Origin of the sequence: Photobacterium sp. GB-56, from assembly GCF_003026105.1 — a bacterium.
Classification (GTDB): Bacteria; Pseudomonadota; Gammaproteobacteria; order Enterobacterales; family Vibrionaceae; genus Photobacterium.
In genome coordinates, this window is sequence record NZ_PYNW01000005.1 from 346069 (window position 1) to 370322 (window position 24254).

Sequence of the window (24254 nt, forward strand, 5' to 3'; positions counted from 1 at the left end):
GGGTGAAATGCTAAGACAATATTTAGCTAGCTTGTTCCATTTCACGCATTTGTGATAAATATTTTATCCAGCTCGATGCTGCCGATGAAGGCTTTATATTATTTGCCTGTTTGGCATGAATAATCGCTTTATCAAAGTTATTTAGCTTGTAATACGCACGGACTTTCGCCAACTCAACATCAGACTGTTTATCTTTACGCTTAACCTTATTAAGCTCAATTAACGCTTTTTGATATTGCCCTTCCTGCAACAACAATTGTGCAAGTTGCCAACGATAACGGTTATTACGCTGGGCTGCTTTTTCCCAAATATTGATAGCACTTTGCCACTCTCTTGCCATCTGCCAATAGTTAGCTTGTTCAACGAGCAACCTTGTATTAGTTGTTGCGCCTTCGAGCTCTGCTATTTGTTTAGCAGCACGTTCAGGAATACCACGCTGAGCATACAGTTGCGCTAGGCGATGTAAATCTTGCTGCGTTAACTTAACACCTTGATATTTTGCTAATTTTAATGTGCTCAATGCTTCTGCAGGTTTCCCTGCTCGCAATTGTATATTAGCTAATTGCTGCCACCAATTGAGCTTATTTGGCTCTATCGCAATCAAACGATTTAATGTCGAAGTTGCACCATTCCAATGCTTTAGTTGCAACTGAGCACCCAACTTAATCGACAACGGCGATATTTCATCTTTACGTTTATAGCCATCGTAGCGTTTCATTGCAGAAAGGACTTTTGACCACTGGCTCAATTGATAATGTGATTGGGCAATACGCAGCCATAGTTCATCGCCCTTTTGTGATTTTGGAATATGCTTTGTTAGCTGATAGTAATGTGGTAGTGCTTGGCTGTATTTTTGCTCAGAAAGTAAAATATCAGCCAGCATACGCTGAGTAACCCATGCTTGATCATCTTGTAATAAGCCACTCTTAACTGCTTTAGATAAATTGCTTATCGCTTTTGATGGATTGCCCTGCTGCCAATAAAACACGCCCAACATACGCTGAACAAATGCTTTGTCATAAGGCTCTATCGGCTTTAAAGAGACAAGTAAATCAATCGCCTGATTAACCTTATCATCAAGCTGTAAGTTATTCGCTTTTTGAACCTTAACGGCAATCGACTGCGACAATTTACCTCCCGCGTAAGCGGATGATAAAGGCAAACTCGCTGCGGCGGTTAAAGCGATAATAAATGCTAATCTTTTCATCATTTATTCAACTTAAATTCTAAACGTACCGTCTGACCTGGCTGTGATACAGCACTGCCATTTTGCACTTGTGGTTGGTACTTCCATTTACGCAATGCACGTATCGCTTCTTTATTAAATAAACGATTAGGTTTTGCTTCAAGCACTGCAATATCGATTGGTCGGCCTTGAGGATCAATCGTGAATTTCAGTATAACGTAACCTTCTTTACCTTGTTTTAGCGCGCGGGGCGGATACCTTGGCTCAACACGATACAATGGCATAGCTTGCTGACTCTGACCGATAGTCGGCGCACCTACCGCATTCGATGCACTGCTAAAATCACTAAATTTCGGCATTTTGATCGATAAGCCTGTAACCGCTGTATCCAACCCTAAGCTTGTCGTAGACGCAACAGGTTGAACACTTGCGGTTGCTGCTCTTGATGATACCGGCTTTGCTTCTGGCGGTGGCTCTGGTGTTTCAGGTGGTGGTGGCACCGCACGCTGTCGCCGTTGAGGTGCTTGCTCTTGTTCCATCATTACCATGTTGAACGCTAGCACTTCTTTATTATCAGGCTTTTGATGATTACCGTTATCTACCATCCATGCCATAAAAGTAAAAAGTCCTAGCGCTACAGCAATAGCTAATGGAAAAGCCATTAAAAGACGGATCATTAATTTTTCTCCGCCGCCAATGCGATATTTTTGATCCCAGCTCCTTTTGCTGCATCCATCACTTTAACCACAGTGCCGTTATAGGCATGCTCATCCGCTTGGATCACTAAAGAAGCATCAGGTTGCTCGGTAAGCATATGTTCTAATGTTGCTTGAACACGTTCTACATCAACAACACGTTTATCAATATAAACGTCATTTGCTGAAGTAATTGCAACAAAGATCCCTGCGTCTTTTTGGCTTACCACGTGGCTTGCTTGAGGGCGGTTAACTTCTACGCCTGATTCCCGTACAAACGAACTCGTTACAATAAAGAAAATCAGCATAATAAATACGATATCGAGCATTGATGTTAAATCAATTTGTGCATCTTCTCGATTTGAAGAACGGCGGCTGAGTCTCATTGCTGACTCCTTAATAATTTTTCTAATTTAAACTCACGCATCTGACAAGCTTTAGATAAACGTGCGTGAACAAACATACCCGCTAAGGCCGCAACCATCCCAGCCATTGTTGGCAAGGTTGCTAAAGAAATGCCGGATGCCATTAAACGAGGTTGGCTACTACCTTGCGTCGCCATTACATCAAAGACAGAAATCATCCCCGTCACTGTGCCAAGTAAACCTAGCATGGGGCAGATTGCGACTAATACTTTGATAAAATTTAAATTCTGATTAAGGGCAATTTTTGCTTCATTAAGCCAGCCATCACGAATTGCACATGCATGCCAAGAGGAATGATCTTTACGAGCCATCCAGCTAGTTAACCACTGCTCTTTTTGCTTTGGAAAATAGAAGAATAAATAAATCACGCGTTCAATAACCAAAAGCCAACATAGCGCAACAACCGCAGCAAGCCACCATAATATGGCGCCACCTTGCGCCATAAAATGAGAAAGCGAAAACCACCAGCCATGTAATACGCTGAAGTCCATTATGCTGCCTGTTCTGCTAATACGTTACGGTTAGATGTCTGAGAAGATTCGTTTTTTTCAGCTTGCTGAGCAACTAAGCTGATCCCTTGTTTTTCAAGGATCAATCGAATATTTTCAGCTTGTGTACTTAGTACATTATGAGCCAGCAATAAAGGCATCGCGGCAATCAAACCTAGAACGGTCGTTACCAATGCCATTGAAATACCACCCGCCATCACTTTAGGATCACCATTACCAAACTGCGTGATAACTTGGAAGGTTTCAATCATCCCCGTCACCGTACCCAGTAAGCCTAACATTGGCGCTAAAGCCGCAAACAGTTTAAGCATCGATAAGCCTTTTTCTAATCCTTGCTGCTCATCAACAATCGCTTCAAGTAAACGTAATTCTAACGCTTCTACGCTACGATTTTGCTCTTTGTTATACACAGCAAGAATACGACCCAGTGGGTTATTTCCAGCTTGAGTTGGATTTTTTAATTGTTGCTTAATTTGACGATTAATAATCGCTAATTTAACGCCACGGAAAATGGCAATACCCGCACCAATAGCTAATAGAAGTAGAATAATTTTACCGACCACACCACCTGCTGTTAAACGATCTTCCAGCGTAGGTGCATTGGCTAATTGCTCTAATATCACACCACGAGAAGGATCAAGAGCAATACTTTCACTACCTGCTGCCGCTATTACAGCTAAATCTGAAAGTTGTGGGCCATTTTCAGGTTGTTGTTGATAAGCCGTTGCAAGATGGCGAGGGCCATCCCACTTTAAATAACCCTGTTCAGCTACTAGGCCTAATGCGCCTAAACGCAATGCTTTTTCTGTGGTTTGCTCACCATCACCATTAATAAATGGTACGTTCACCTTTGCCAACTCACCGCTTGCAACGATTTGTGATTCCATTGCTTGCCACAAACCTTTTAATTGTGGCATAGACGGCAGTGCTTTCGCATCAACGATTTGGTCAACAACTGGGATATATTTCGTCACATCAACACCAGTGACAGCGTAACCTTGCTCGGCTTTTAGTTCTTTTGCTGTTTGGCGAACGACACCAAATAACTCACCAAGGCTGCCAGAATCTAATTGAAGTTGCTGTTCTAATTTCGCAAGTTCTGCTTCATTGGTACTAAAACTTTGGCTCAGTAATTCTGTTTGTTTTTTTAACGCATTACGTTGCGCTAATAATGCATCACGTTGTTGACGAATTTTCTGTGCTTCTTGACTAAATTCAGCTTCACGTTGCACATTATGTTGCTGTTGAGAGACATTTTCTTGTTTCGCTTGCTGTACAACCGATTCAGCAGATACTGTGAACGGAACCGATGCCATACAGAGTGCAATAGCTAACGCTTTTAATTTCATTATTTGCTCTCCACGTTAGCAAGGGGCGCTGAGATAGGTAAACGTAATAGGCTTGGTGCAATTTGCTTATTCGCCATTGCAAACGCTTTATCAATATTTGCAGCTTCACTTGTATCAAGTGCCTGCCACTGCTGTTTGTTACTGTTCCAACTCCAGTAATGACTACCGTTTAAGCTACGAGCGACAAATGCAATACGACCGAGATACAGTAAATCAGCCTCGATTGTTTTACCGTCTTCTAACGTAATTTTATCTTGGTACGTACCCAATTTCGTGCCGTAATCCATTTCAATCTGATAGGCTTCTAGAATACGACGGAATTTTTCTGCATCGCTAATATCGGCTTGCGACATCATCGTTTTCAACTTTTCAATACGCGCTAAACGCTGTTCATGTTTGATAGGCTTATCTTGCTCAACAACAGTCGATAAACCATCAATCATTTGGTACATCAAAGGTACAACACCTTGGCGCGTCTCTTTAATGTTCTCTATTTGTTCATGAATAGAGGCCATTTCTTGGGTTTGATTATCAACCATACGCGCAAGGTGATCGTGATAGACCGTCAGGTTTTTAAGCTCTTCTTGTAATTGCTCGATTTGTGCTTTCATCGCGATAGCCGAATCAGCATTACGATCAATCTTATCTTGGCTTAATGCTGAAGCCGTATTGGTTTTGTTTTCAATAGAACGTGCTGTATCAAGGCTCGATGCCTGTACCCCAGTTGTGATGCTTAAAATCACAACCGCTAAACTGGTTTTAATAAAATTCATAATCAAACTTAATAATGAGTAATCTTGAATCGCAAAAAATAAAAAAGTGAAGTAATAATAAAAAGTTAAATCGTACAACGACCAAAAATAGTGAAATAGCATTTAATCGCAACAAGGGGAAGCAATGGCTCCCCCTTAGTTACAATATTTACAAATTAGTATTTAAACTCAAGCGTAGCCATAAAGTTACGACCTTCACCAAGTGTTACACCCGTTGCGCCAACATAATCTTTGCTTGTTGAACCGCCACCAGCCATGTAATCAGTATCAAATACGTTTTCTACATTAATACGACCAATGATATCTAAATTATCATCGTACTTGTACGTGTGAGCCATACCTAAATCAACACGTGTATAGCCGTCTTTCTTAAAGGTATTCGCAGCATCACCAAAACGTGAACCTTCGTAAATAACACCAAGGTTAACATCGGTTGCCGGTGTTACCTTGTACGTAGACCAAACACTTGCAGCGAATTCTGGTACGTCAACAGGACGATTACCTTGGTACTTCTGATCTTTGGTGTATTCCGCATCAAGGTACATTGCTGACGCGCTCATGCTTAACTTATCTGTCACGTTACCCTGCAGCGCAAGTTCTGCACCGTTGTGAACACGCTCACCCGCTTGAGTTTTCTCGTACAGATCTTTACCTACTTGAACATCAATCGTCGAGTTCTCTTGCGTAATGTTAAATACTGCACCCGATACAAACAGACGATTATCTAGTAGTTCCCACTTAGTACCTAGCTCATATTGCTTACCACGAAGCGGATCAAGTTGTTCACCATCATTCACATAGTTCGTAGAGCCTGATGTTACCGTACCTTGCGGCTCAAAGCTTTCAGAGTAAGCTAAGTAAATTGAACCGTTTTCTGCTGGATGGAAAATCGCAGCCACTTTAGGTGATACTGCTTCTTCCGCCGCTTTACCTTCTTGTGTTTGACGATCAAAACGAACACCAGCAAGTACTTGCCAGTAATCGTTAATCGTTACCATATCTTGTGCGTAGAAACCCCAAGCATTATAAGAAGAGTGAGATTCTTTTGGCTTACCCGATTTGTAACTAGGTACTGGTGTAGATTGGTTTGGTGCTACTTCTACAGAATTAAATGAACGTTGGAAACGATCGTAGCTGTAGCCTAACCAGTTAGAACCAACGAGTAACTGGTGTTGCATGCCAAGTGCATCAAATTCACCGACGAAATCAGCGTAAGCGGTTTTAAATACCCAATGATCGTGGCGATCATTGCCACCTTGCTTTACTAAACCTGACTCTTCAAAGTTTGCAAAGTTCGGGTAACTTTCCACATCGTGACGTGTAAAGTCTTGGTAATTAAAACCTGTATTTAATGCCCAAACATCTGTTAGTTGCGCTTTAACATCAAAACCATAGTTTTCTACTTCATTATTAATTTTTGACCACTGTGCATCCCACACATGGTCACGCCCCAATACTGGCTTACCATCAACAATGTAAGCTCCAGAATCTACACTTCCTTTATCGTTAGTGCGATCGTAGTGTAGTGACAATGTCACATCTTCATTTATGTCGTAATCAACAAATAGACCACCAACAAAGCGATCGGTTGAAGGTGTTGAACCATCACCATACTTACGCCATGAATCATAATCTTCTTTTGCAACAACAGCGCGAGCACGAAGTGATTCGTCTTGATTGAGTGACCCACTCACATCTAACACACTACGTGTATGATTATTTGAACCAACATCTTGGCTAAAGTTAACTTGTGTTTCGTGAGTTGGTTTCTTAGCAACCATGTTGACTAAACCACCAGGTGCAGATTTACCGTAAAGAAGACCTGCAGGGCCTTTCATTACTTCAACACGCTCTAAAAGCTCAACAGGTTGACGGTAGTGAGACCAATGTTGGTGACCATCACGCAAGAAACCGCTACTGCTACCAAGTTCAAAACCACGTAGAGAGAAACGTTCACGGTTACGGCCTGTTCCACCAGCTGAAATACTTGCATCGTTCTGTAACACCTCACCTAGCGTGCTCGCACGCTGTTCATCGATAAGTTGTTCATCAATTACTGCAACTTGTCCTGGCGTCTCTAGCTGAGTCATCTCCATACGCATCGCTGTAGAGTTGGTATCGGCTTTATAACCGTAATCACGACCTGTTACGACCATGTGCTCATCAACTTCTGTTGATTCTGCATAAGCAACAGGGGCAGAAAGTACCGCACCAATTAACAACGTCAGCTGGCTTTTAGAAAACATATTCCTTTAACTCCAAAATAAAGATATAACCTGAAAGTGAAGCCACATCAGAGTTACTCTCAGCACCTATCACTGCTGAATAGGTATTGTTTGTAATAATATAAAGAGCAAATCATGGCTACTATGTGGTAAGTAATAAAGTGCCTACCAAACGATGAAAAGGAATATAAGTGATAACCATTACCATTTGCATTAAATTTACATTCTTTGCATTCGTAAAGATTTCTTGAAAATTTATTCGGGCTGAAAGCCGCATTTTGTTCGTTTTGCCGTCGTCTCTTTTTCAGTTGTCTTTATTAATCCGTACCCAATACTGTTTTTAACGAAGACATTTATCATTAACAGTCGTATAATCTGCCCGTTTTTATTCATTATTCATTTCGCGGTATTTAATGTGACTCAACTAAGTCTTGAAGCTATTCACCAACAACTCAATGAACGCAATTTTATTGCTGAAAAAGTCCGTCTTGTGACAGTAGAAGCAATGGATCCAGAAATGCTGGCAACCTGCACTGCAACTGAAAATGAAACCTTCTACAACAGCTATATGAATGTGATTTATTGCAAAGGTGAGCGTTACGTACTTGGCTATCGTTGTAATGAAGACACCATCGTTGACCAAGCGATTATTTTCAAAGATGGTAAATACTACGATCCAACACTTCAGGCAAACAGCGAAAGCTTCGAACCTTACCAATTTGCCGTGTTAGCTGAATTCAAAGTATTTGATATGATGAAGCACGCTAAAACGAACAAAGATTTCCCGCCTGATGTTGATTTCTTATTTACAAAGAAAAAACATTTTAAAAACGTAATTAAAGCGTAATTTTCGTAAAAAGCCGACTTCTCCGTCGGCTTTTTATTGTCTATTCATTCTAACTTGATCACATTGAGTTAACCTTCATTCGCAGTACAATAGATAAGAACTTTTCAGCGCGAAGGATTTGCACATGTACCTTGATCTATCCACACAATCTCCCACTGATATCTACCATTTAATGACACAAACCATTATCCCTCGTCCTATCGCATGGGTTCTGACAGATTCTGGTGAGCACAACTACAATCTTGCCCCTTTTTCTTATTTCACCCCAGTTGCTAGTAACCCACCATTATTGATGTTTTCTGTGGGTAAAAAACCGAGCGGAGAAATCAAAGACACTACGCGTAACGTTATTGCCAATAAAAAGATGGTGGTACATATCGCTAATATTGCGTTAGCAGAACAAGTCACTCAAACCGCTGCTACCTTAGAGTATGGCGAATCTGAGGTTGAACACACCCAATTAGAGCTCACCTCTTTTGATGGCTTTGAACTACCAAGGCTAAAAGATTGCCCTATTGCCTTTGGTTGTCACCTATATGAAGTGAAAGAGGTTGGGGAAACACCACAAAGCTTGATCTTCGCTGAAATTAAGCAGATCTACATTGATGACGAAGTTATCGATAGTGAGCAAAAGCGCTTAGTAATTGAAGCATTAAAGGTAAATCCGTTATCACGCTTAGGCGGCAGTGAATACGCAGTATTGGAAAAGACCTTTTCAGTCGCAAGACCGAAATAACATGGCTTCCAACTGTGAATTTATTTTCTCAGATTATACGCAAAAAAAAGCCTAGTTCGAAAACTAGGCTTTCATTGATTCATTAATCAACACTTATTACTTGTAGAATGCTTCTACCGTGCCTTTTAGTGTGATCAAGATTGGCTGACCACGGCGATCTAGTGCCTTCGGTGAAGGAATTTTCACCCAACCTTCGCTGATGCAGTACTCATCAACATCAAAACGCTCTTTGCCGTTAAGACGAATGCCGATGTCATAGTTGAAACACTCTGCCACGTGGTGAGGGCTACGAGGGTTACCTGAAAGACGATCTGGTAATGCTGGTTGTGATGTAGTATCTGTCATGATCAAAAATTCTATCGTTAATAAAAAACGTCGGTATTGTAGAGAATATAACGTTTACGCTCAATAGATAAAGAACCTATTTCTTTTTGAAGCCTTACCTACAACCCAGAACGCCTAAATTTTATTAACATCTTAGAAATATTCACTATTTATTACACTCTTATATAAGTGAATATTCACACTATCCCGATGCAATAAAAGCATACTCATTCATTTAATCTGAATTTTATCGCAACAACATTCCATCAAATGCAATGCCTTACATATAATAATAAAAAATGCTTATCGGCATATAGAATAATTTATAAATGGCAAATTTATATTACAAAGGAATGATTTCCATATAAAAATAGCCAAAAAGATCACGCTATACTTATCGTTCTTATGCGCATGCTCCGTCATTATCTCTGGTATGTATATTGCGTGGAAAAGTCCAGAGATCAGCGAAGATGCTATTTATGATCGCGCTATCGAGCAATTAATTTCTATCCGAGAAATCAAGAAATCTGAAATTAAAAATCATTTCGATACCACGGCAACATTACTTGCAACGTTGGCGTTTGATCCAAGTATCCAAAATGCGATAAGAGATTTTGAGCAAGCTAAAACATACTATTATTACGGATTTACGTTAATCCCCAATCCAGTGAGCATAACCTTTTGGCAAACCACTGTCCCGCACAAGTAAAATACACGCTAGTTGAAGAGCTTAAATAAGTAGATACCCTACTCATTACCGCATCTATGTATAACTTTAGGTACCTAGGCAATTAAAAACGGGTTAAGGATTAAATCTCGGGGATAATTTAGCACCGCTCTGAACTGACTGCGAGAATGTAAAACCACTAGATACAAAACTCGCAAACATCCCTTTATTTATGGTAAGAAAATACGCCGTAAAATAAGCAACTATGATCAAATTATTACTCACTTTTTAAACCAGAACCATTATTAGTAACGACTAGTCATTCCCATTCGGTTCGACATGTCGTCATCCATACGACCACCTTTCCATCCACCTTTACCAAGTAAGTTGAGAACATCACGAGCGTTATATTCATCGGCTAAAAAGAAATCGTAAGATATATCGATACGAATTTGGTGTAGTTCAGTATTATTTGTTAAATCCAGCGCATTAGGATCAGCAAACAAAGCGAATGCTATCTGTTGTTGACGTTTGCAAAGTGACTTTATATTGGCTTCTACTTGTCCAATCGTGAAATAATCACGGCTTCCGTAACCTTTTAATAAGATAGGCGAAAGGATCTTAATAACTTTTTTTATTCTACGGCGTTGGATATATCGAAACATGATCCCTCAACTTGCAATGTTATATATGGATAATTCGCTATATCCAGATACATTACAAGCATAACAAATCAAGTCAAACCCTGTGTTGGCTAGTTAGTCATTAATAACTAAAACATACAATTTGTAACACTGCACCCTGTCGTAAGGACAATGCTAGATGCTAAACAGTAAGAATATCGATGTTAGTAATATAAAAAAGCCCCCAAGTAAACTTGAGGGCTTTTTTGTAGCAACACCAATTAATGTACCACTTCAGGAACAGGGAAAATCTTATCGTAAATCAGGTTATAAACATAAGCATAGATTAAGTAGAAAAGAACCATACCGATATCCAGTATAAATGCTTCCCAAATCGACACCTTTAATACCCAAGATAAAATAGGAATAGTGACAATTAATAATCCAGCTTCAAAACCTACACTATGTACTACACGCTGCAACGATGTTTTCTTAAGAGTTTTATAGCGTCGTACCATTAACTTATCAAACCAGTTATTATAAATGTAGTTCCAACCTGTAGCTAAAAATGAAAACGCAATGCCAACTGCTCCAACATGATCAGAATCATAGCCAAATTGACTCAACACACCAACTAAAAGCACTAATCCAATAATTTCAAAACAAACAGCATGACGAATACGATCAAAACGTGTTCTCATCATATACAACCTCAGTACAACTTTTTTATATTTTACAGATACCTAAAAGGAATATATGAATTATAAGCATTATTCTAAGGCTAACAAACTAGATACTATCCGAAAAACGGATAGTTATGCGATTATTTCATAAGATCAGCAGCCCTACATTGCGCTTTACCCATTAAATCTATCCTATTAACGACATGGTGCTTTGTCGCTTTCTGTAAGGTATTTTTCTCTGTTTGTAACTGTTCAACTTGTTCTCGTAGCTTATCAATAAGTTCTTGAGAGCCTTGTTGTTTTGATTCATTTTGCTCTAATAATTTAAACAGCTCTGCTACTTCTTGGGCGTTTACATCACTTTTGTGCGTAATTTCATCAATTGATTTTTGGTGTTGTTCTAGCTCACTGACCAGTTGTTTGACAAAAGATCCCATCTCATCAGCCGATCCAGCTAAGCGATTAAACATCAATAAAAATTCACATACTTGTTCATTATGAGAAAAATTAGGGTAACGGATTTTATGATCTATTTCCGTCCAACCTTCCTCAAAAATTGTTCTAACCTGGACTTCAGTAAAAACAGTATGGTTTAACGGCTGTGAACCAAAGACATAATGTAATGACCGATATCCCGCAGGATGAATCTTAACTTCAACATCACTCGGTAATTCAGTAAAGACCTTATCGTCACCATTACGGACGTAATAAATTGGTGGCTCAGCATTTTTCCATTCTTGGCAGAGATAATCATGAACCGGTAAACAATCTTCTTTAAATAAATGCAGCGCACGTACACCTATTAAATCAGTCACAATACGGTCGTAATTGGTTGGGTTAATACCGACATATTTTTGTTTAAATGTGGGAGTATTTGCTTGGGTTTTACGAACAATCTTTTCCATTAAATGCTGCGGATCTTTTACCCGCCAGCGAACGGAATGTACATACTGACAACGCTGAATAATACGCGCGTACATTTCAGCCGTTTCTTTTAATTGTTCGATATTGGCTTCATGATTAAGACCAATTTGATGCAATGTCGGCCAATCAACCGAACTGGCCTGCCATTCTTGTTGGCTTATACGGTTTGCACTTAAAAAAGATGCTTCGGTTAAATCTGCAATGCTCATTACTGCCTACTCTCTTTACGATGAATAAGCGTAATTCTATTAATTATAATTACGCTCTATTATCCTAAAATATGCCTGACAAGCTTATTAAGCAAACTGTATTTTATTCGAAAAATGAAATCTTAAGAAACAAGCAAATAACTGAACATCTATATACAGCAACTAAACTATGACACTTGACTATAAACAGATTTAATATGGCTCTCGAAGTGATCTTCTACCGATTCTGCAGCTGCAAAATGAAAAAAAGCATATTTGGAAACCTCAGAAAAGACGCAATAAGGTTGACGCTGTCCCATATCAACATAAAGCTCATTTTTTGCTTCGCTATAACCCACTTTACGAATTGCGTTAGACTCAACAGTAATCCAGTTAATCATTATAGTGACTCCATTCATTCACGACTTTATTACTGGCTTTAGTTTGAAGAAAGGCTCGGCTTTTCGCCAGTACTCGACAAGCTAATTAAAGTAATTATTTTAAAATTCAGTGATGGATCACCCTGCACTATTGATGAATTTTATGATTAGAAAATAAAAAGCCGACAAATGCCGACTTTTGGATAATTGCTTAATTTACTTCTAGCTTAAGTATATAAGTGTCGCTCACTCATCAATCCTTTCCATAAGCTCACGCACGTTATTACCAGAATAAAGCTAAACGGTAACGCGGTAATCACCACTCCAGACTGCAATGCTTCTAATGCTTGAGCACCACCAACCCATAATAAAATAGCAGCAATAACACCTTCAATCGTTGCCCAGAAAATACGTTGTGGTACTGGCGCATCTAATTTACCACCAGCGGTTATACTATCAATAACTAGCGATGCGGAATCCGATGATGTCACAAAGAATACTAAAATAAGTACAATCGAAATCACAGATAACAACAGGCTCATTGACATCGCATCAAATACATAAAATAAAGTAAGAGATAGATCTTGTAGGCCATGTAATCCCAACTCTCCTACTTTTGACGCTACTTGCTCTACCGCAATACCACCGAAGACAGAGAACCAAGTCATCGTTACTAATGTTGGAATAAAGAGAACGGCAAAAATAAACTGTCTTACTGTTCGTCCTTTAGATACTCGAGCGATAAAGATACCCACAAATGGCGCATATGAAATCCACCATGCCCAATAGAAGATAGTCCAACCATGACGCCATGTATCATCAGTACGACCAATAGGATTGCTTAGTGCAAAAAAGTTCTTCGCATAAGCCATAAAGGTATCTGGTAATGAATGTTTAACGACATCAAAACCCAAAATTGCTACTAAAACTAATAACCCAAACGCAATAACAATATTGATATTACTTAAAAGTTTAACCCCGCCATCAATACCTCGTATTACAGAGAAAATCGCGATTGATGTAACAAAGGCAATAATACCGAACTGCAACCCTAAGCCGCCGTGAGTACCAAAAACATAATTAATACCACTCGCCGCTTGTTGCGCGCCTAATCCTAAAGAAGTCACTAAACCAAATAAAGTAGAAACAACAGCAAGAATATCAACAGCATGGCCTAACCAGCCCCATGCACGATCACCAAAAATAGGGAACAACAAAGATCGAATTGATAACGGCAAGTTCTTGTTATAAGTAAAAAAGGCTAACGCTAATGCTGCTACTGCGTAAATAGACCAAGCGCTGATCCCCCAGTGGAACACACTACCCGCCATCGCTAGTTGCTTAGCTTCCGGCGTCAGAGCCTCTACATTAAAAGGCGTCCCAAACCAGTTAGTGAAATAAGCCGTTGGCTCTGCAACGCCAAAAAACATGATACCGCTAGCAATACCTGCTGCAAATAACATTGAACTCCATGACAATGTTGAATGCTCAGGCTTTGCCTCTTTACCACCGATACGAATTTTACCTAGCGGTGAAAGCATTAAGAATATACAAAAAACTGCGAACGTATTAACAGCCCACATAAAGTAGCTATCAAACTGCTCCATAATACCGTTTCGCGTATTATTTAATGCAGTTTTTGCTGTCGCAGGATCGACAACTAACATCACAGCAATAAATAGCAAAATTAATATCGCACTAATTCCAAACACCGGTTTGTGAATATCAAAACCCCAGCGCTGAATATTATCTTGTCCAACTTGATAATCCGTCGTTTCTATACTGTATTTACTACTTACTTTATCCGTCGAAGTATTCAAAAAATCCTACCTTGTTATGTAAACCTAATAATATTTATTTAGAGCACTAAACAATATTTCGCCGCAACCATAACAACAGAGAGGATAAACAACAAACAATAACAGCAAAAATGGGTTATAAATTACATAAAACTGACAAATAGCAGTGTCTTATTATTTTTTACACGAAGTATTTATTGTGCAAATAAATCATGACGATGACGGTTAACAAGAACACAGTGGTTTACAGCCCATTCATTATTGAATAGGCAATGATTTACTGTGCTGTATTTAAGGTTAAGTGGATATACACCCATTAACGCCCAGCAATGAATACGGGGGTTCTACTCTGCATTAACTTGAAATGACACAAGCCAACACCTACTCCCCATATAGCCGCACTGATCCCTAACAAATGAATGCCTGATAAAGTTATCAATAAAGTAAGTATCGCTGACTCTCGGTATTCATCGGCAGAAAATGCATTAAACAAGCAGCTAATTAAGGTAGTTAATAAAGCAAAGCCAGCAAGAATATCGGCTAATCCCTCAGGTAAAGATACGAAAATAGCGACCACAATTGATGCCCAAATACCCACTAACATATAAAATCCACCAGCACAGATAGCAGCTTTGTAGCGATCACTATGCTTACCATCAATATCGTCATTCATACAAATAGCGGCACTTATTGCCGCAAGGTTCAACGTGAAGATCCCACAAGGTGCAGCAATCATATTCACTAAACCTGTTCCTAAAAATACTGGGCGAACGGGTACTTTAAATTGAAAATTTTGAAGTACAGCAAAACCTGCAATATTTTGTGACAGCATAGTTATTAGATATAAAGGAATAGCGATATTAATGATCGGTTGAAAATGAAAACTCGGCGTTAACCAATAGAATGTTGGCATTGCCATATGGATTGCAGCGGTATTTAAGGTATTGGAATACAGCGCAATGCCTACAGAAGCAAGTAACGTCAGCAACATCGAATATCGAGCCATAAATCGTTTCGTGATTATATACACACTAAACAACACCAAAAACATGATTGGATGAGTGTCTATTTGCGTGAATCCACTTAAACAAATAGGCAATATGACGCCACACAATAACGCTGAAGTTATTGGCGATGGGATACGTTGCAACGCCAAAGCAAGTGGACGAATTAACCCAGAAATAAAGGTCAATAAACCACATACAATAAATGCGCCAATAACATCTGCCGCGCTGTACCCCTGCACAGCTGTGATCAAAAAAGCAGCACCGGGAGTAGACCATGCTGTTAATACTGGTACTTTGAAATAAAAAGAATAGCCGATAGTGGTTATGCCCATAATTAACCCCAAAGCGAACAACCAGCTATTAATCTGCCACTGGGCTAACCCCATTTCTGTTAAGGCATGAATAACTAAAATAACAGACGAGGTGTAACCGACTAAAACAGCAATTGTTCCAGCTGAAATATGACTTAAATTAAATCTCAGATCGTTCATTTTCTACTCCTTAGAACAATGCTATCATGTGCGTTATAGCGCACGATACAGATAGGTTTATTTGTACGTTATAGCGCACAGACGGAACCTTATCATTGTGCGTTATAGCGCACAACAGGAAAATTGATGAACGAAGACATTTTTAAAGCCAGAATATCTAAACATTTAAAAGCATTGCGTGAGAAACAAAAACTTAGCCTAGATGCAACATCAAAGTTAACGGGTGTATCCAAAGCCATGCTTGGACAAATAGAGCGTAAAGAATCTAGCCCAACCGTGGCAACCTTGTGGAAGATATCGAGTGGTTTGAATTCATCATTCACTGCTTTTTTTAGTGATCAAAATGATACTGATGGACGGATCTTTCCAGCCGATATCGATATGCATGTGAAGACGTTAATCGCTTATGATCCTACGGTTAAATTTGAGATGTTCGAAATCACACTAACCCACTTTCATACCCAACATTCGTCACCACACAAGGTTGGAACCATTGAGCATTCTGTTGTTACTGAGGGAGAGTTAGGCGTGTATGTTGATGATAAATGGCACTATTTATCCAAAGGTGAAAGTATTCGATTTGAGGCAGATAAACCTCATGACTATCGCGCAGTGACAGAAACCGTTATATTTCATAACATCGTTTCTTACTCAACAGTCATGCATGAAGACTAGATTTATATTCATATAAAAAGAGAGTAAACAGTTGTTCACTCTCTCCTAAACACTTCATTGCCCAATTATTAGCTTAACTAGCAGCTTGTAAGTATTTATCACGCACGAGATCATGCATTTGTTTTACAGCCATTAAAGATAACCAAACCAACTCATAGGCTGCTTGCTCATTAGTCGGTTTATCTGAAGTCATTGGTATATTTGTTTCATCAAAATAGGGAAGCTCAATGACTTTTTCACCTTGAATGCTTGAAATCAAAGCGTCCATTGCACGATTAATCGTCCCTTCCCAATCCGTTAGACTATGTATTGTGGTTCCATTTCTCGCAAGAGGAATAAGTAAGCATAGATAGTGAGACAGCAAACGATAATGACTAAGCATCTCTTCATAGTATTGAGGATCACGGCGTGTGAAACGAGGCTCATTCTGCATCTCATTATAAATCAGCTCCAGTCCCCGCTCTTTGGACATCATCTCCAAACGTTGTTTACCAAATTGAGTGGGCTCAATCTTATTACTTTCAGATTGAAGTTCCTCATAACACATTAAGAATAAGGTTTTAGATGCTTGAAGTGCTTTAATCGATTGAGCGTGGATCTCTTTTCCTCTCCATTGTGGCCAAAGTAAGCTGTAGCCCACTAATACTAAAGAGCACCCAATAAGGTTATCTATCATTCGAGGAACAACAATATCAATGCCACTGTTAGCGATAACTTGAAACACCAACACCAACATCGCTGTAATACAACCGACCGCAAGTGCATAATTTTTAAGTATATTAAACATCGCAACTGTCAGTAGTATGGTTAACAGTATATAAACTTGTAGATCAGAGATACCAAGGAAAATCAACCCAGTCGCAAATAATAAACCTGAGCCTGTACCAAGCCATCTTTGCCATATTTTACTTCTGATCGATGAAAAACTCGGTTGGATAACCATTATAATTGAAATAAATACCCACTCTGGATGCGCTAAATGAAATGAGTCAGCAATAAAAGCACCCAAGGTGAAAATCATCGAGAAACGCGCTACATGTCGCCATATTGGATTATTTTTCTTTGGCCAATGCCAAGCTAATTCAAAAGGTTGAATTTCAATTTGTCTTTCGAACGTTGGTTGTTCAAGTTCAATACGACGAGAGAGGTATTTAATACTTGCCGCCCAGTAACGAAACCGTGTTTGATGATTTAACTCTGCTTGAACTGCCTCTATTAATTGATCTGCAATGGCAATACACGATTCTGCAGGGAGTATAACTTGTGTATGTTGAAGCGCTTTCGCTTTACACAATAACCTCTGCTGACAATTTTCACTCCATTTCAACAACAGATTACGTTTCTCTTTATCATGTTGAAACTGACTGATCAGATCTTTATTTCTGGTATGGCAACTTATCAAACCTTCAAAAATGTCAGCGGCAATAAATAACTCTTGTTTTAAAGAATTTACATCGTTTTTTGATAATAGAAATGACTCTGATTGAACGGCTTGCTCAAACAATTCAATCAATTGATATTTGGTTTCTATTGCTTTTTTCTCGATATCTTCACCCAATAAAAACTGGGTTCGGTGTTTAAAAAACGCATTAAGCTGATCGTAAATAGCAATTAAACCGACTTTTAGCGCATAGTGTTTCCATAATGCAAACCAAGCCCAACTGAATAAAGCAAAACCTAATGGACCTAAAACCAGCATCAAATAGGAATACATGTCAGCTTTTGAGTTATGCAGTGACAAGGCCATAACAGTAATCAATAAACTAGAGATACCCAACCGCCCCCAAAACGGACCATTAAGGGCACAGCCTGCCGCTAATATCGATAACACCCCATAAATAACCCACAATGGAATAGCACAAGTAAGCATAAAATAAGACAATAACAACGCACTAATCCACACCACTGATGAGATCAAAAAACGCGCCCAACGTCTCGGTCCTGCAATATCTAACCCACTAATTAAAGCGGCTGGTAATGTCATTAATGCCGTCATTGCATAATTGACTTGTCCAGAAATTAGACCAACTAAAATAATCAATAACATTGCACTGAATGCACGAAAACCAAAGTTAACTGAGGGGGTATACCAGATATTACGGACGACGGAAGAGAGCATTAACACACCAGAACATATCACTTACATGATTGATTAATCTATCATGATTATGTCGTTAAAACGATATCGCATATGTAGACTTGTTTACCTATTTACAACCATAAAAAACAATAGCTATATATAAAAATAGCCCTACCTTTATTATGTTTTTATAAAGTATAGGGCTCTAGGTTTAACCACTCTATGCAGTTATTTTAATCGGGGATAATAACTTACAGTTAAGGTTATAACTTTCGACCCAAGCGTTTCTCGACTTGCTTTTTCTCCCATTCAGGACCGAAAATATTAAGGACTTCAAACGCACTAAGCGCATGGCTCACAATACCAATCCCCCAGCCCAGTGCAGGCCATACCGCCCACCAATAACTAGGGCTCGTAAAGTAATTAATTACGAAGAGTGCACTTATGACTAATACGTACGTAGTTAGATTCGAATAAAATCCTTTAATACCTTTAACATAGTTAAGCGCTTTTTTTTCGTCTTCTGTGACACTGATTTCTTTATTCATTGGCGGCTCCATTTGAAGGTCTGATACTTGTATTTCAAACACAGCAGCTAAAGATTTGAGTGATTCTAGCCCCGCTTTTTGTCCTTGCTCAATACGTTGAATCGTACGAATACTTAATCCACTTAATTGAGAAAGTTGCTCTTGAGACCAACCACGTTGTAATCGTAATTTTCGAATAATCATTACAAATCCTTTTTGCTACTTTCCGCCAAAGCCTAACGATATCTTATCAAAAACATCACGTCACAAGCCTGACATAAACACGACAACCTTTATTTATCAGCAAGTTAAAATTACCAATGAAATAAAATAATTTTTCTTCACAGCTAATTTGACGTTTTTGACACGCAACTAACCGTTATCAATAATACCTATTTTAAAGTCTTCATTAACAAGTTCACTCCCAAAGACTCTGCTTACATCACTCTTTCCAACTTTCGTGAAATAGCTCGTATTATTATGTAAAAGTGTAACACTCAAGTATGCACTCATATACGATGTCTACTAACACAAGAAAGTCGAAAACTTAACAAGGAATCGTTATGAGATTGGCATGTATCCTCATGTTCACACTATTAATTTCAGGGTGTATTAACAGAGATGAAATTTACGCTAACCCACCTGCTAAATTAACAGAGAGCATTAATGCTATTCTTCCCGCAGCGACAGAATATGTAAAACAACAAGAGAAAATCGCGCAAGAAAAAGGTCAACCACTGAATGAGCAAGCATTAGCTATTGCCAAACGTATCGGTATTAAACACCCAGAAAAAGTGCATGTTTACTACAGCAACACACTTCCATTCCCTACAGATCCAACATTAGCACAATTAGCCAAAAAATCCGGTTATGCGGGCCCTAACATGGCGGGATACACCTATGGATATGGTATTTGGATAAAAAATAAAGAACGAGATAATCGCGAGCTATTAGCCCATGAACTGATTCATGTTCGTCAATTTGAGCAACGCGGTGTACAAGAGCAAATTCGTCAGTACTTGATGCAAATTTATATCTACGGTTACAACAGCACACCTTTAGAGATCGAAGCATACAGTGAAGCGAAAAATTATATTTAGTTTCAACTCCCGCGATCAAAGACAATATCAGGAAGCCAACCATTAGGCTTCCTATTCATCTTTATCAAATTAATGACTCAACACATCCACATTTTTGCTTTATTCAGCGAGATACCGTTACTCTGTAACATACGGTAGAATAAACAAATTACAGAATGTAGACGTATAGAGATCAGCACAACATGAAACGTATTCCAACCAACATTATTACTGGCTTTTTAGGTGCTGGTAAAACAACTGCGATTCTTTCTCTTCTTGCTCGTAAACCTGAAAATGAAAAATGGGCAATTCTTATTAATGAGTTTGGCAATGTTGGCGTCGATGGCGCAATTCTCGAACAACAAGGCGCCATTATCAAAGAAGTTCCTGGTGGCTGCATGTGCTGTGTTGCTGGATTACCCATGTCTGTTGGTATTAATGCCCTACTGGCGCAAAAACCTGATCGCTTACTGTTAGAGCCAACAGGATTAGGTCATCCAAAGGAAGTGATCAACAAGCTAACTTCTGGCATGTATGCAGATTACGTCGATTTACGTGCCACCATCACCCTTGTTGACCCTCGTCACTTTGCTGATAGCTTCTATACTGATAATGAAAACTTCCAAGATCAGCTTGCTCTTGCCGACGTTGTCGTTGCTAACAAGATCGACCAATGTGATGACTACGATCTTTTCACTTTCCAATCAGCGATTGATCAAGCAGAGCCAAAGAAAGCCTTAATCGGTGAGGTAGAACTCGGTAAACTAGAACTAGAGTGGCTTGATATTCCACGTATTGATCGTGCTGCACAACATAGCCATCACCATCATCACGATGATCACCACCATGATATCGCCCCAGAGCCAGAGATTGAGCTATTACCAGGGCAGCAATTCATTCGTAAAGAAAACCACGGTCAAGGATTCCACAGTTGCGGTTGGTTCTTTGCCGCCGATCAACATTTTGAATTTTCAAAGCTTTTCAGTCTATTCTCAAGCTTAAATGCGAACCGTGTAAAGGCTGTCGTAAATACTGAAAATGGTTGTTTTGCCTTTAATGTTGTCAACCAAGTGGTATCGGTTAACGAACTATCACTCGAAGGTTTTGAATCCCGTATTGAAGTGATTGATAATGAAGTTTTACCTTGGGATGAGCTTGAACACATTCTTTGCTCTATTATTTTGCCTTAAGCAAACACCATCAGGATCACTCATCAAACAAGCAAGGTTTAATTGGTTTGACCTACTAGAGTAATAGCAGGAATAAACGATAAAAAAATGCTAATTTATTAAATGGAACTTATAAAAACACAAGGGAGCACACATGCTAAACCCTAGCACTGCAAAAGCAGTCATCGATCATGCGCTATTTTTAGGTGCCGATTTTGCCGAACTCTTTGTTGAACATCACCAATCTAACTCTGTGCAGTTAATTTCAGGTGAAATCGATAAAATCAACTCAGGGATCGACTTTGGTATTGGTATTCGTCTATTTTTCGGATTTAAAGTTCTGTACGGCTACACCAACAGCACAGACGAAGAAGAGTTGAAACGCGTTACTAGCCTACTGGCAGCAAAAGATAAACGTGAACAAATTTTATCTGCTGGAAGTTTGAATTTAAACCGATTTTCCAATAAACACAGTTGCCAGTTACCATTAAGCCAAGACGCTAATATGGCAGCAAAAATTGCGTTTCTTCGCCAAGCAGATGAAGCGGCTCGCGCTGAAAATGAAAAAATTAGTCAGTTCATCGGTAACATTGCTCAACGTGAACAACAGATTGAAATCTTCAACTCTGAAGGTTTGCACATTGGGGATACTCGTCATTATACCCGTATTTCTGCTAATGCCGTCGCGCAAAATGGTAGCGAACAATCCACTGGCTATGAAGCGCCTGGCGCATTCACAGGTTGGGAATTTAATAGCAAGGTCAATCCAGAGCAGTTAGGTCAAGGTGTGGCTAAACAAGCGATGGTTAAACTGTTTGCTGATGCTTGTCCGTCTGGTGAAATGCCAGTGATCATCGGTAATGGTTTTGGCGGGGTGATCTTCCACGAAGCGTGTGGTCACTTGCTTGAAACCACCTCCGTTGCGAAAAAAGCCTCTGTTTTCTACGATAAAATGGGCGAAACCATTGCTAATTCAGTCGTGAACGCAGTGGATGATGGCACGATGGTAAACGAATGGGGCTCTATCAATATTGATGATGAAGGCATGGAAACCCAACGCACTCAGCTCATTAAAGACGGTAAACTGACTAGCTTTATGGTTGATCGTATGGGTGGTATGAAAACAGGCTTTGCTCGTACAGGCTCTGGTCGTCGTCAATCCTATAAATTTGCGCCAACTTCACGTATGCGTAATACCTTTATCGAACCCGGCGATAGCAGTCTTGACGATATGCTAGCGGGTGTTGAGCGCGGTATTTACGCTAAGAAAATGGGGGGTGGTTCAGTTCAACCCGGTACAGGTGAGTTTAACTTTGCAGTGCAGGAAGCCTACCTTGTTGAAAACGGTAAAATCACTAAACCTTTAAAATCTGCAACTCTAATTAGTACTGGTCCTAAAGTATTAAAAGAAATCAGCATGGTTGGTAATGATTTTGCCCTTGCGGCAGGTATGTGTGGTTCTGTCAGTGGTTCAGTACCAACAACTGTGGGTCAAGCTGCATTGAAAGTTGATAATATTCTTGTGGGAGGTGGTAACTAATGGCTGATCAAAATAAATTACAGCAGGCCATCGACCATGTGCTTGAGCGTGTAACTCAAAAAGGCGCGAGTGCCGATGTGATTGCTAATCGTAGCAATAACTTCTCGCTTAAAGCCAATAATGGCGAGCTCGATGAATACAAGGTAACGTCAGGACAAGTGATTGGCGTCCGCGTGGTAAAAGATCAGCGTATTGCCACCAGCTATTCTGAGTCATTAGATCCAACGAGCCTTGATCTAATGGTTGATAACGCGCTATTGAACGCCGAATATTCACAGCAAGATCCACATCAAACCATTAGCTGTATTGATAGTAAAATCAGCACAGATTTAAGTGAGATTTATCAAGATGATGATGGCGATGTAGATCAAAAGATCGCTCTAGCTCTATCACTAGAGCAAGGCGTAGTAAACAAACCAGACGCTAAAAGCGCGCCATATAATGGCTTTGCTGAATCAGACGCCCATGTGATTTTAGCCAATACTCAAGGTACGCTTTGCCATCACAGTGAGCGTTCGACCTACTGTTATGCTTACAGCTTAATTGAAAAAGACGGCAAGCAAGCGATGCATGGCGGTATGTCATCAGGTCGTAAGTTCAGTGAGTTAGATGCTAACTTCTGTATTAACTATGGCTATGACATGGCAAAAGCCCTACTCGATGGTACACCTATCGCTACCAAACAATACTCTGTCATTTTCACCCTAAGCTCACTTAGTAGCTTATTCGGTGCATTTGGAATGTGTACTTCTGGTCAAGCTGCAATGAAAGGCATTAACCCTTGGCGTGATGCGATTGGTAGCCAAGTGGCGAGTCCACTTATTACCATCACTGACAAAGCTTATATTGAAGGCGGTTTTTCTATTAAAGCCTTTGATAGCGAAGGTTTTGCCACTCGCGATACTGTTCTAGTCGGTGAAGGTCAACTAAATAGCTTGCTGCACAATAGCCATACCGCGAGTTACTTCGGGATCGACAACACCGCGAATGCATCACGTTCGGCAAAAGGTGGATTAGGTGTTGGCTCTCGTCACACGGTTATTTCTGAAGGTGTGAACAGCATTGCTGAAACCACTGCAGGTGAATATGTAGAGCTTGTTGAATTGCAAGGTGTTCACTCTGGCGCCGATGCTATCAGTGGTGATTTCTCATTTGGTGCGAGTGGTTTCTTATGCCGTGATGGTCAACGTATTCAAGCAGTACGTGGTATTACGGTAGCAGGTAACTTCTACCAAATGCTCAAAGAAATAGACGCGGTAAGTAATGTATTAGAACACGATTACAATCGAAGCTTCTATGCGCCCAAAATCCGTTTTGCTCGCCTAAATATTGCTGGTAAGTAAATAAACTGAT

General features: G+C 39.7%; 24 protein-coding genes. 8 read left to right on the forward strand and 16 right to left on the reverse strand.

Annotated features, from left to right (window positions below; genetic code table 11):
- Nucleotides 1–22: 22 nt before the first annotated feature.
- The 7 genes from C9J42_RS09825 to C9J42_RS09855 form a co-directional block, all read right to left on the reverse strand.
- The gene (locus tag C9J42_RS09825) at nt 23–1207 is read right to left on the reverse strand and encodes a hypothetical protein (protein ID WP_107261301.1); all 1185 of its coding nucleotides are present in this window, start codon (nt 1205–1207) and stop codon (nt 23–25) included.
- The gene (locus C9J42_RS09830; protein ID WP_107291000.1) at nt 1207–1863 is read right to left on the reverse strand and encodes an energy transducer TonB; all 657 of its coding nucleotides are present in this window, start codon (nt 1861–1863) and stop codon (nt 1207–1209) included. The genes C9J42_RS09825 and C9J42_RS09830 overlap by 1 nt, the downstream gene beginning before the upstream one ends.
- Nucleotides 1863–2267, reverse strand: a complete 405-nt coding sequence (locus C9J42_RS09835) for a biopolymer transporter ExbD (RefSeq protein ID WP_005365390.1) — start codon at nt 2265–2267, stop codon at nt 1863–1865. Before C9J42_RS09835 ends, C9J42_RS09830 begins: the two co-directional genes overlap by 1 nt.
- Entirely contained in the window at nt 2264–2797 is a 534-nt protein-coding gene (locus C9J42_RS09840) for a MotA/TolQ/ExbB proton channel family protein (protein ID WP_045082027.1), read from the reverse strand. Before C9J42_RS09840 ends, C9J42_RS09835 begins: the two co-directional genes overlap by 4 nt.
- Entirely contained in the window at nt 2797–4164 is a 1368-nt protein-coding gene (locus C9J42_RS09845) for a MotA/TolQ/ExbB proton channel family protein (protein ID WP_107301969.1), read from the reverse strand. The genes C9J42_RS09840 and C9J42_RS09845 overlap by 1 nt, the downstream gene beginning before the upstream one ends.
- Entirely contained in the window at nt 4164–4937 is a 774-nt protein-coding gene (locus tag C9J42_RS09850) for a DUF3450 domain-containing protein (RefSeq protein ID WP_199188106.1), read from the reverse strand. Before C9J42_RS09850 ends, C9J42_RS09845 begins: the two co-directional genes overlap by 1 nt.
- 155 nt (nt 4938–5092) lie before the next feature.
- The gene (locus tag C9J42_RS09855) at nt 5093–7183 is read right to left on the reverse strand and encodes a TonB-dependent siderophore receptor (protein WP_107247458.1); all 2091 of its coding nucleotides are present in this window, start codon (nt 7181–7183) and stop codon (nt 5093–5095) included.
- Between the two features lie 394 nt (nt 7184–7577).
- Here C9J42_RS09855 and C9J42_RS09860 point away from each other — a divergent pair, with 394 nt between their 5' ends.
- Nucleotides 7578–8009: a hypothetical protein gene (locus C9J42_RS09860; RefSeq protein WP_105062138.1), complete on the forward strand. Its 432-nt coding sequence runs from the start codon at nt 7578–7580 to the stop codon at nt 8007–8009.
- Nucleotides 8010–8133: 124 nt separating this feature from the next.
- On the forward strand, nt 8134–8745 hold the full coding sequence (locus C9J42_RS09865) for a flavin reductase family protein (protein ID WP_107247459.1): 612 nt from the start codon (nt 8134–8136) through the stop codon (nt 8743–8745).
- 96 nt (nt 8746–8841) lie between these two features.
- Here C9J42_RS09865 and C9J42_RS09870 read toward each other — a convergent pair whose 3' ends face one another.
- Nucleotides 8842–9090 carry a DUF3297 family protein gene (locus C9J42_RS09870; RefSeq protein ID WP_045082022.1) on the reverse strand — a complete coding sequence of 83 codons (249 nt, stop codon included), beginning with the start codon at nt 9088–9090 and terminating at the stop codon, nt 8842–8844.
- Between the two features lie 412 nt (nt 9091–9502).
- Here C9J42_RS09870 and C9J42_RS09875 point away from each other — a divergent pair, with 412 nt between their 5' ends.
- Nucleotides 9503–9778, forward strand: coding sequence for a hypothetical protein (locus C9J42_RS09875; protein WP_107247460.1), 276 nt, complete (start codon nt 9503–9505; stop codon nt 9776–9778).
- Between the two features lie 263 nt (nt 9779–10041).
- On the opposite strand, the gene C9J42_RS09880 is transcribed toward C9J42_RS09875, so the two are convergent.
- The 6 genes from C9J42_RS09880 to C9J42_RS09905 all read right to left on the reverse strand — a co-directional run bounded on the left by C9J42_RS09880 (nt 10042) and on the right by C9J42_RS09905 (nt 15831).
- Nucleotides 10042–10401: a DUF6559 family protein gene (locus C9J42_RS09880; protein WP_107207855.1), complete on the reverse strand. Its 360-nt coding sequence runs from the start codon at nt 10399–10401 to the stop codon at nt 10042–10044.
- A 239-nt stretch (nt 10402–10640) separates the two neighbouring features.
- Complete coding sequence (locus C9J42_RS09885) at nt 10641–11060, reverse strand: PACE efflux transporter (RefSeq protein ID WP_107207935.1); 420 nt, start codon at nt 11058–11060, stop codon at nt 10641–10643.
- 122 nt (nt 11061–11182) lie between these two features.
- A complete protein-coding gene (locus C9J42_RS09890) occupies nt 11183–12175 on the reverse strand; it encodes a RelA/SpoT domain-containing protein (protein WP_107207854.1) in 993 nt (330 codons plus the stop codon).
- A gap of 167 nt (nt 12176–12342) precedes the next feature.
- Entirely contained in the window at nt 12343–12555 is a 213-nt protein-coding gene (locus C9J42_RS09895; RefSeq protein ID WP_107207852.1) for a KTSC domain-containing protein, read from the reverse strand.
- A 206-nt stretch (nt 12556–12761) separates the two neighbouring features.
- Nucleotides 12762–14354, reverse strand: a complete 1593-nt coding sequence (locus C9J42_RS09900; protein ID WP_107261276.1) for a BCCT family transporter — start codon at nt 14352–14354, stop codon at nt 12762–12764.
- A 295-nt stretch (nt 14355–14649) separates the two neighbouring features.
- A complete protein-coding gene (locus tag C9J42_RS09905; protein ID WP_107301970.1) occupies nt 14650–15831 on the reverse strand; it encodes a benzoate/H(+) symporter BenE family transporter in 1182 nt (393 codons plus the stop codon).
- A 126-nt stretch (nt 15832–15957) separates the two neighbouring features.
- Between C9J42_RS09905 and C9J42_RS09910 the strand changes: the two genes are divergently transcribed.
- Nucleotides 15958–16506 carry a helix-turn-helix domain-containing protein gene (locus C9J42_RS09910; protein WP_107207849.1) on the forward strand — a complete coding sequence of 183 codons (549 nt, stop codon included), beginning with the start codon at nt 15958–15960 and terminating at the stop codon, nt 16504–16506.
- 73 nt (nt 16507–16579) lie between these two features.
- On the opposite strand, the gene C9J42_RS09915 is transcribed toward C9J42_RS09910, so the two are convergent.
- Nucleotides 16580–18631, reverse strand: a complete 2052-nt coding sequence (locus tag C9J42_RS09915) for an FUSC family protein (RefSeq protein ID WP_370444646.1) — start codon at nt 18629–18631, stop codon at nt 16580–16582.
- A gap of 218 nt (nt 18632–18849) precedes the next feature.
- Nucleotides 18850–19317 carry a 2TM domain-containing protein gene (locus tag C9J42_RS09920; RefSeq protein WP_107301971.1) on the reverse strand — a complete coding sequence of 156 codons (468 nt, stop codon included), beginning with the start codon at nt 19315–19317 and terminating at the stop codon, nt 18850–18852.
- Nucleotides 19318–19676: 359 nt separating this feature from the next.
- On the opposite strand from C9J42_RS09920, the gene C9J42_RS09925 reads away from it, so the two are divergent.
- From C9J42_RS09925 to C9J42_RS09940, 4 genes are all read left to right on the forward strand, one after another.
- Nucleotides 19677–20213 carry a DUF4157 domain-containing protein gene (locus C9J42_RS09925; RefSeq protein WP_233217750.1) on the forward strand — a complete coding sequence of 179 codons (537 nt, stop codon included), beginning with the start codon at nt 19677–19679 and terminating at the stop codon, nt 20211–20213.
- A 182-nt stretch (nt 20214–20395) separates the two neighbouring features.
- A complete protein-coding gene (locus C9J42_RS09930) occupies nt 20396–21382 on the forward strand; it encodes a GTP-binding protein (protein ID WP_107301972.1) in 987 nt (328 codons plus the stop codon).
- A gap of 133 nt (nt 21383–21515) precedes the next feature.
- Nucleotides 21516–22901: a TldD/PmbA family protein gene (locus tag C9J42_RS09935; RefSeq protein WP_107207845.1), complete on the forward strand. Its 1386-nt coding sequence runs from the start codon at nt 21516–21518 to the stop codon at nt 22899–22901.
- Complete coding sequence (locus tag C9J42_RS09940; RefSeq protein ID WP_107301973.1) at nt 22901–24244, forward strand: TldD/PmbA family protein; 1344 nt, start codon at nt 22901–22903, stop codon at nt 24242–24244. Before C9J42_RS09935 ends, C9J42_RS09940 begins: the two co-directional genes overlap by 1 nt.
- Nucleotides 24245–24254: the final 10 nt, after the last annotated feature.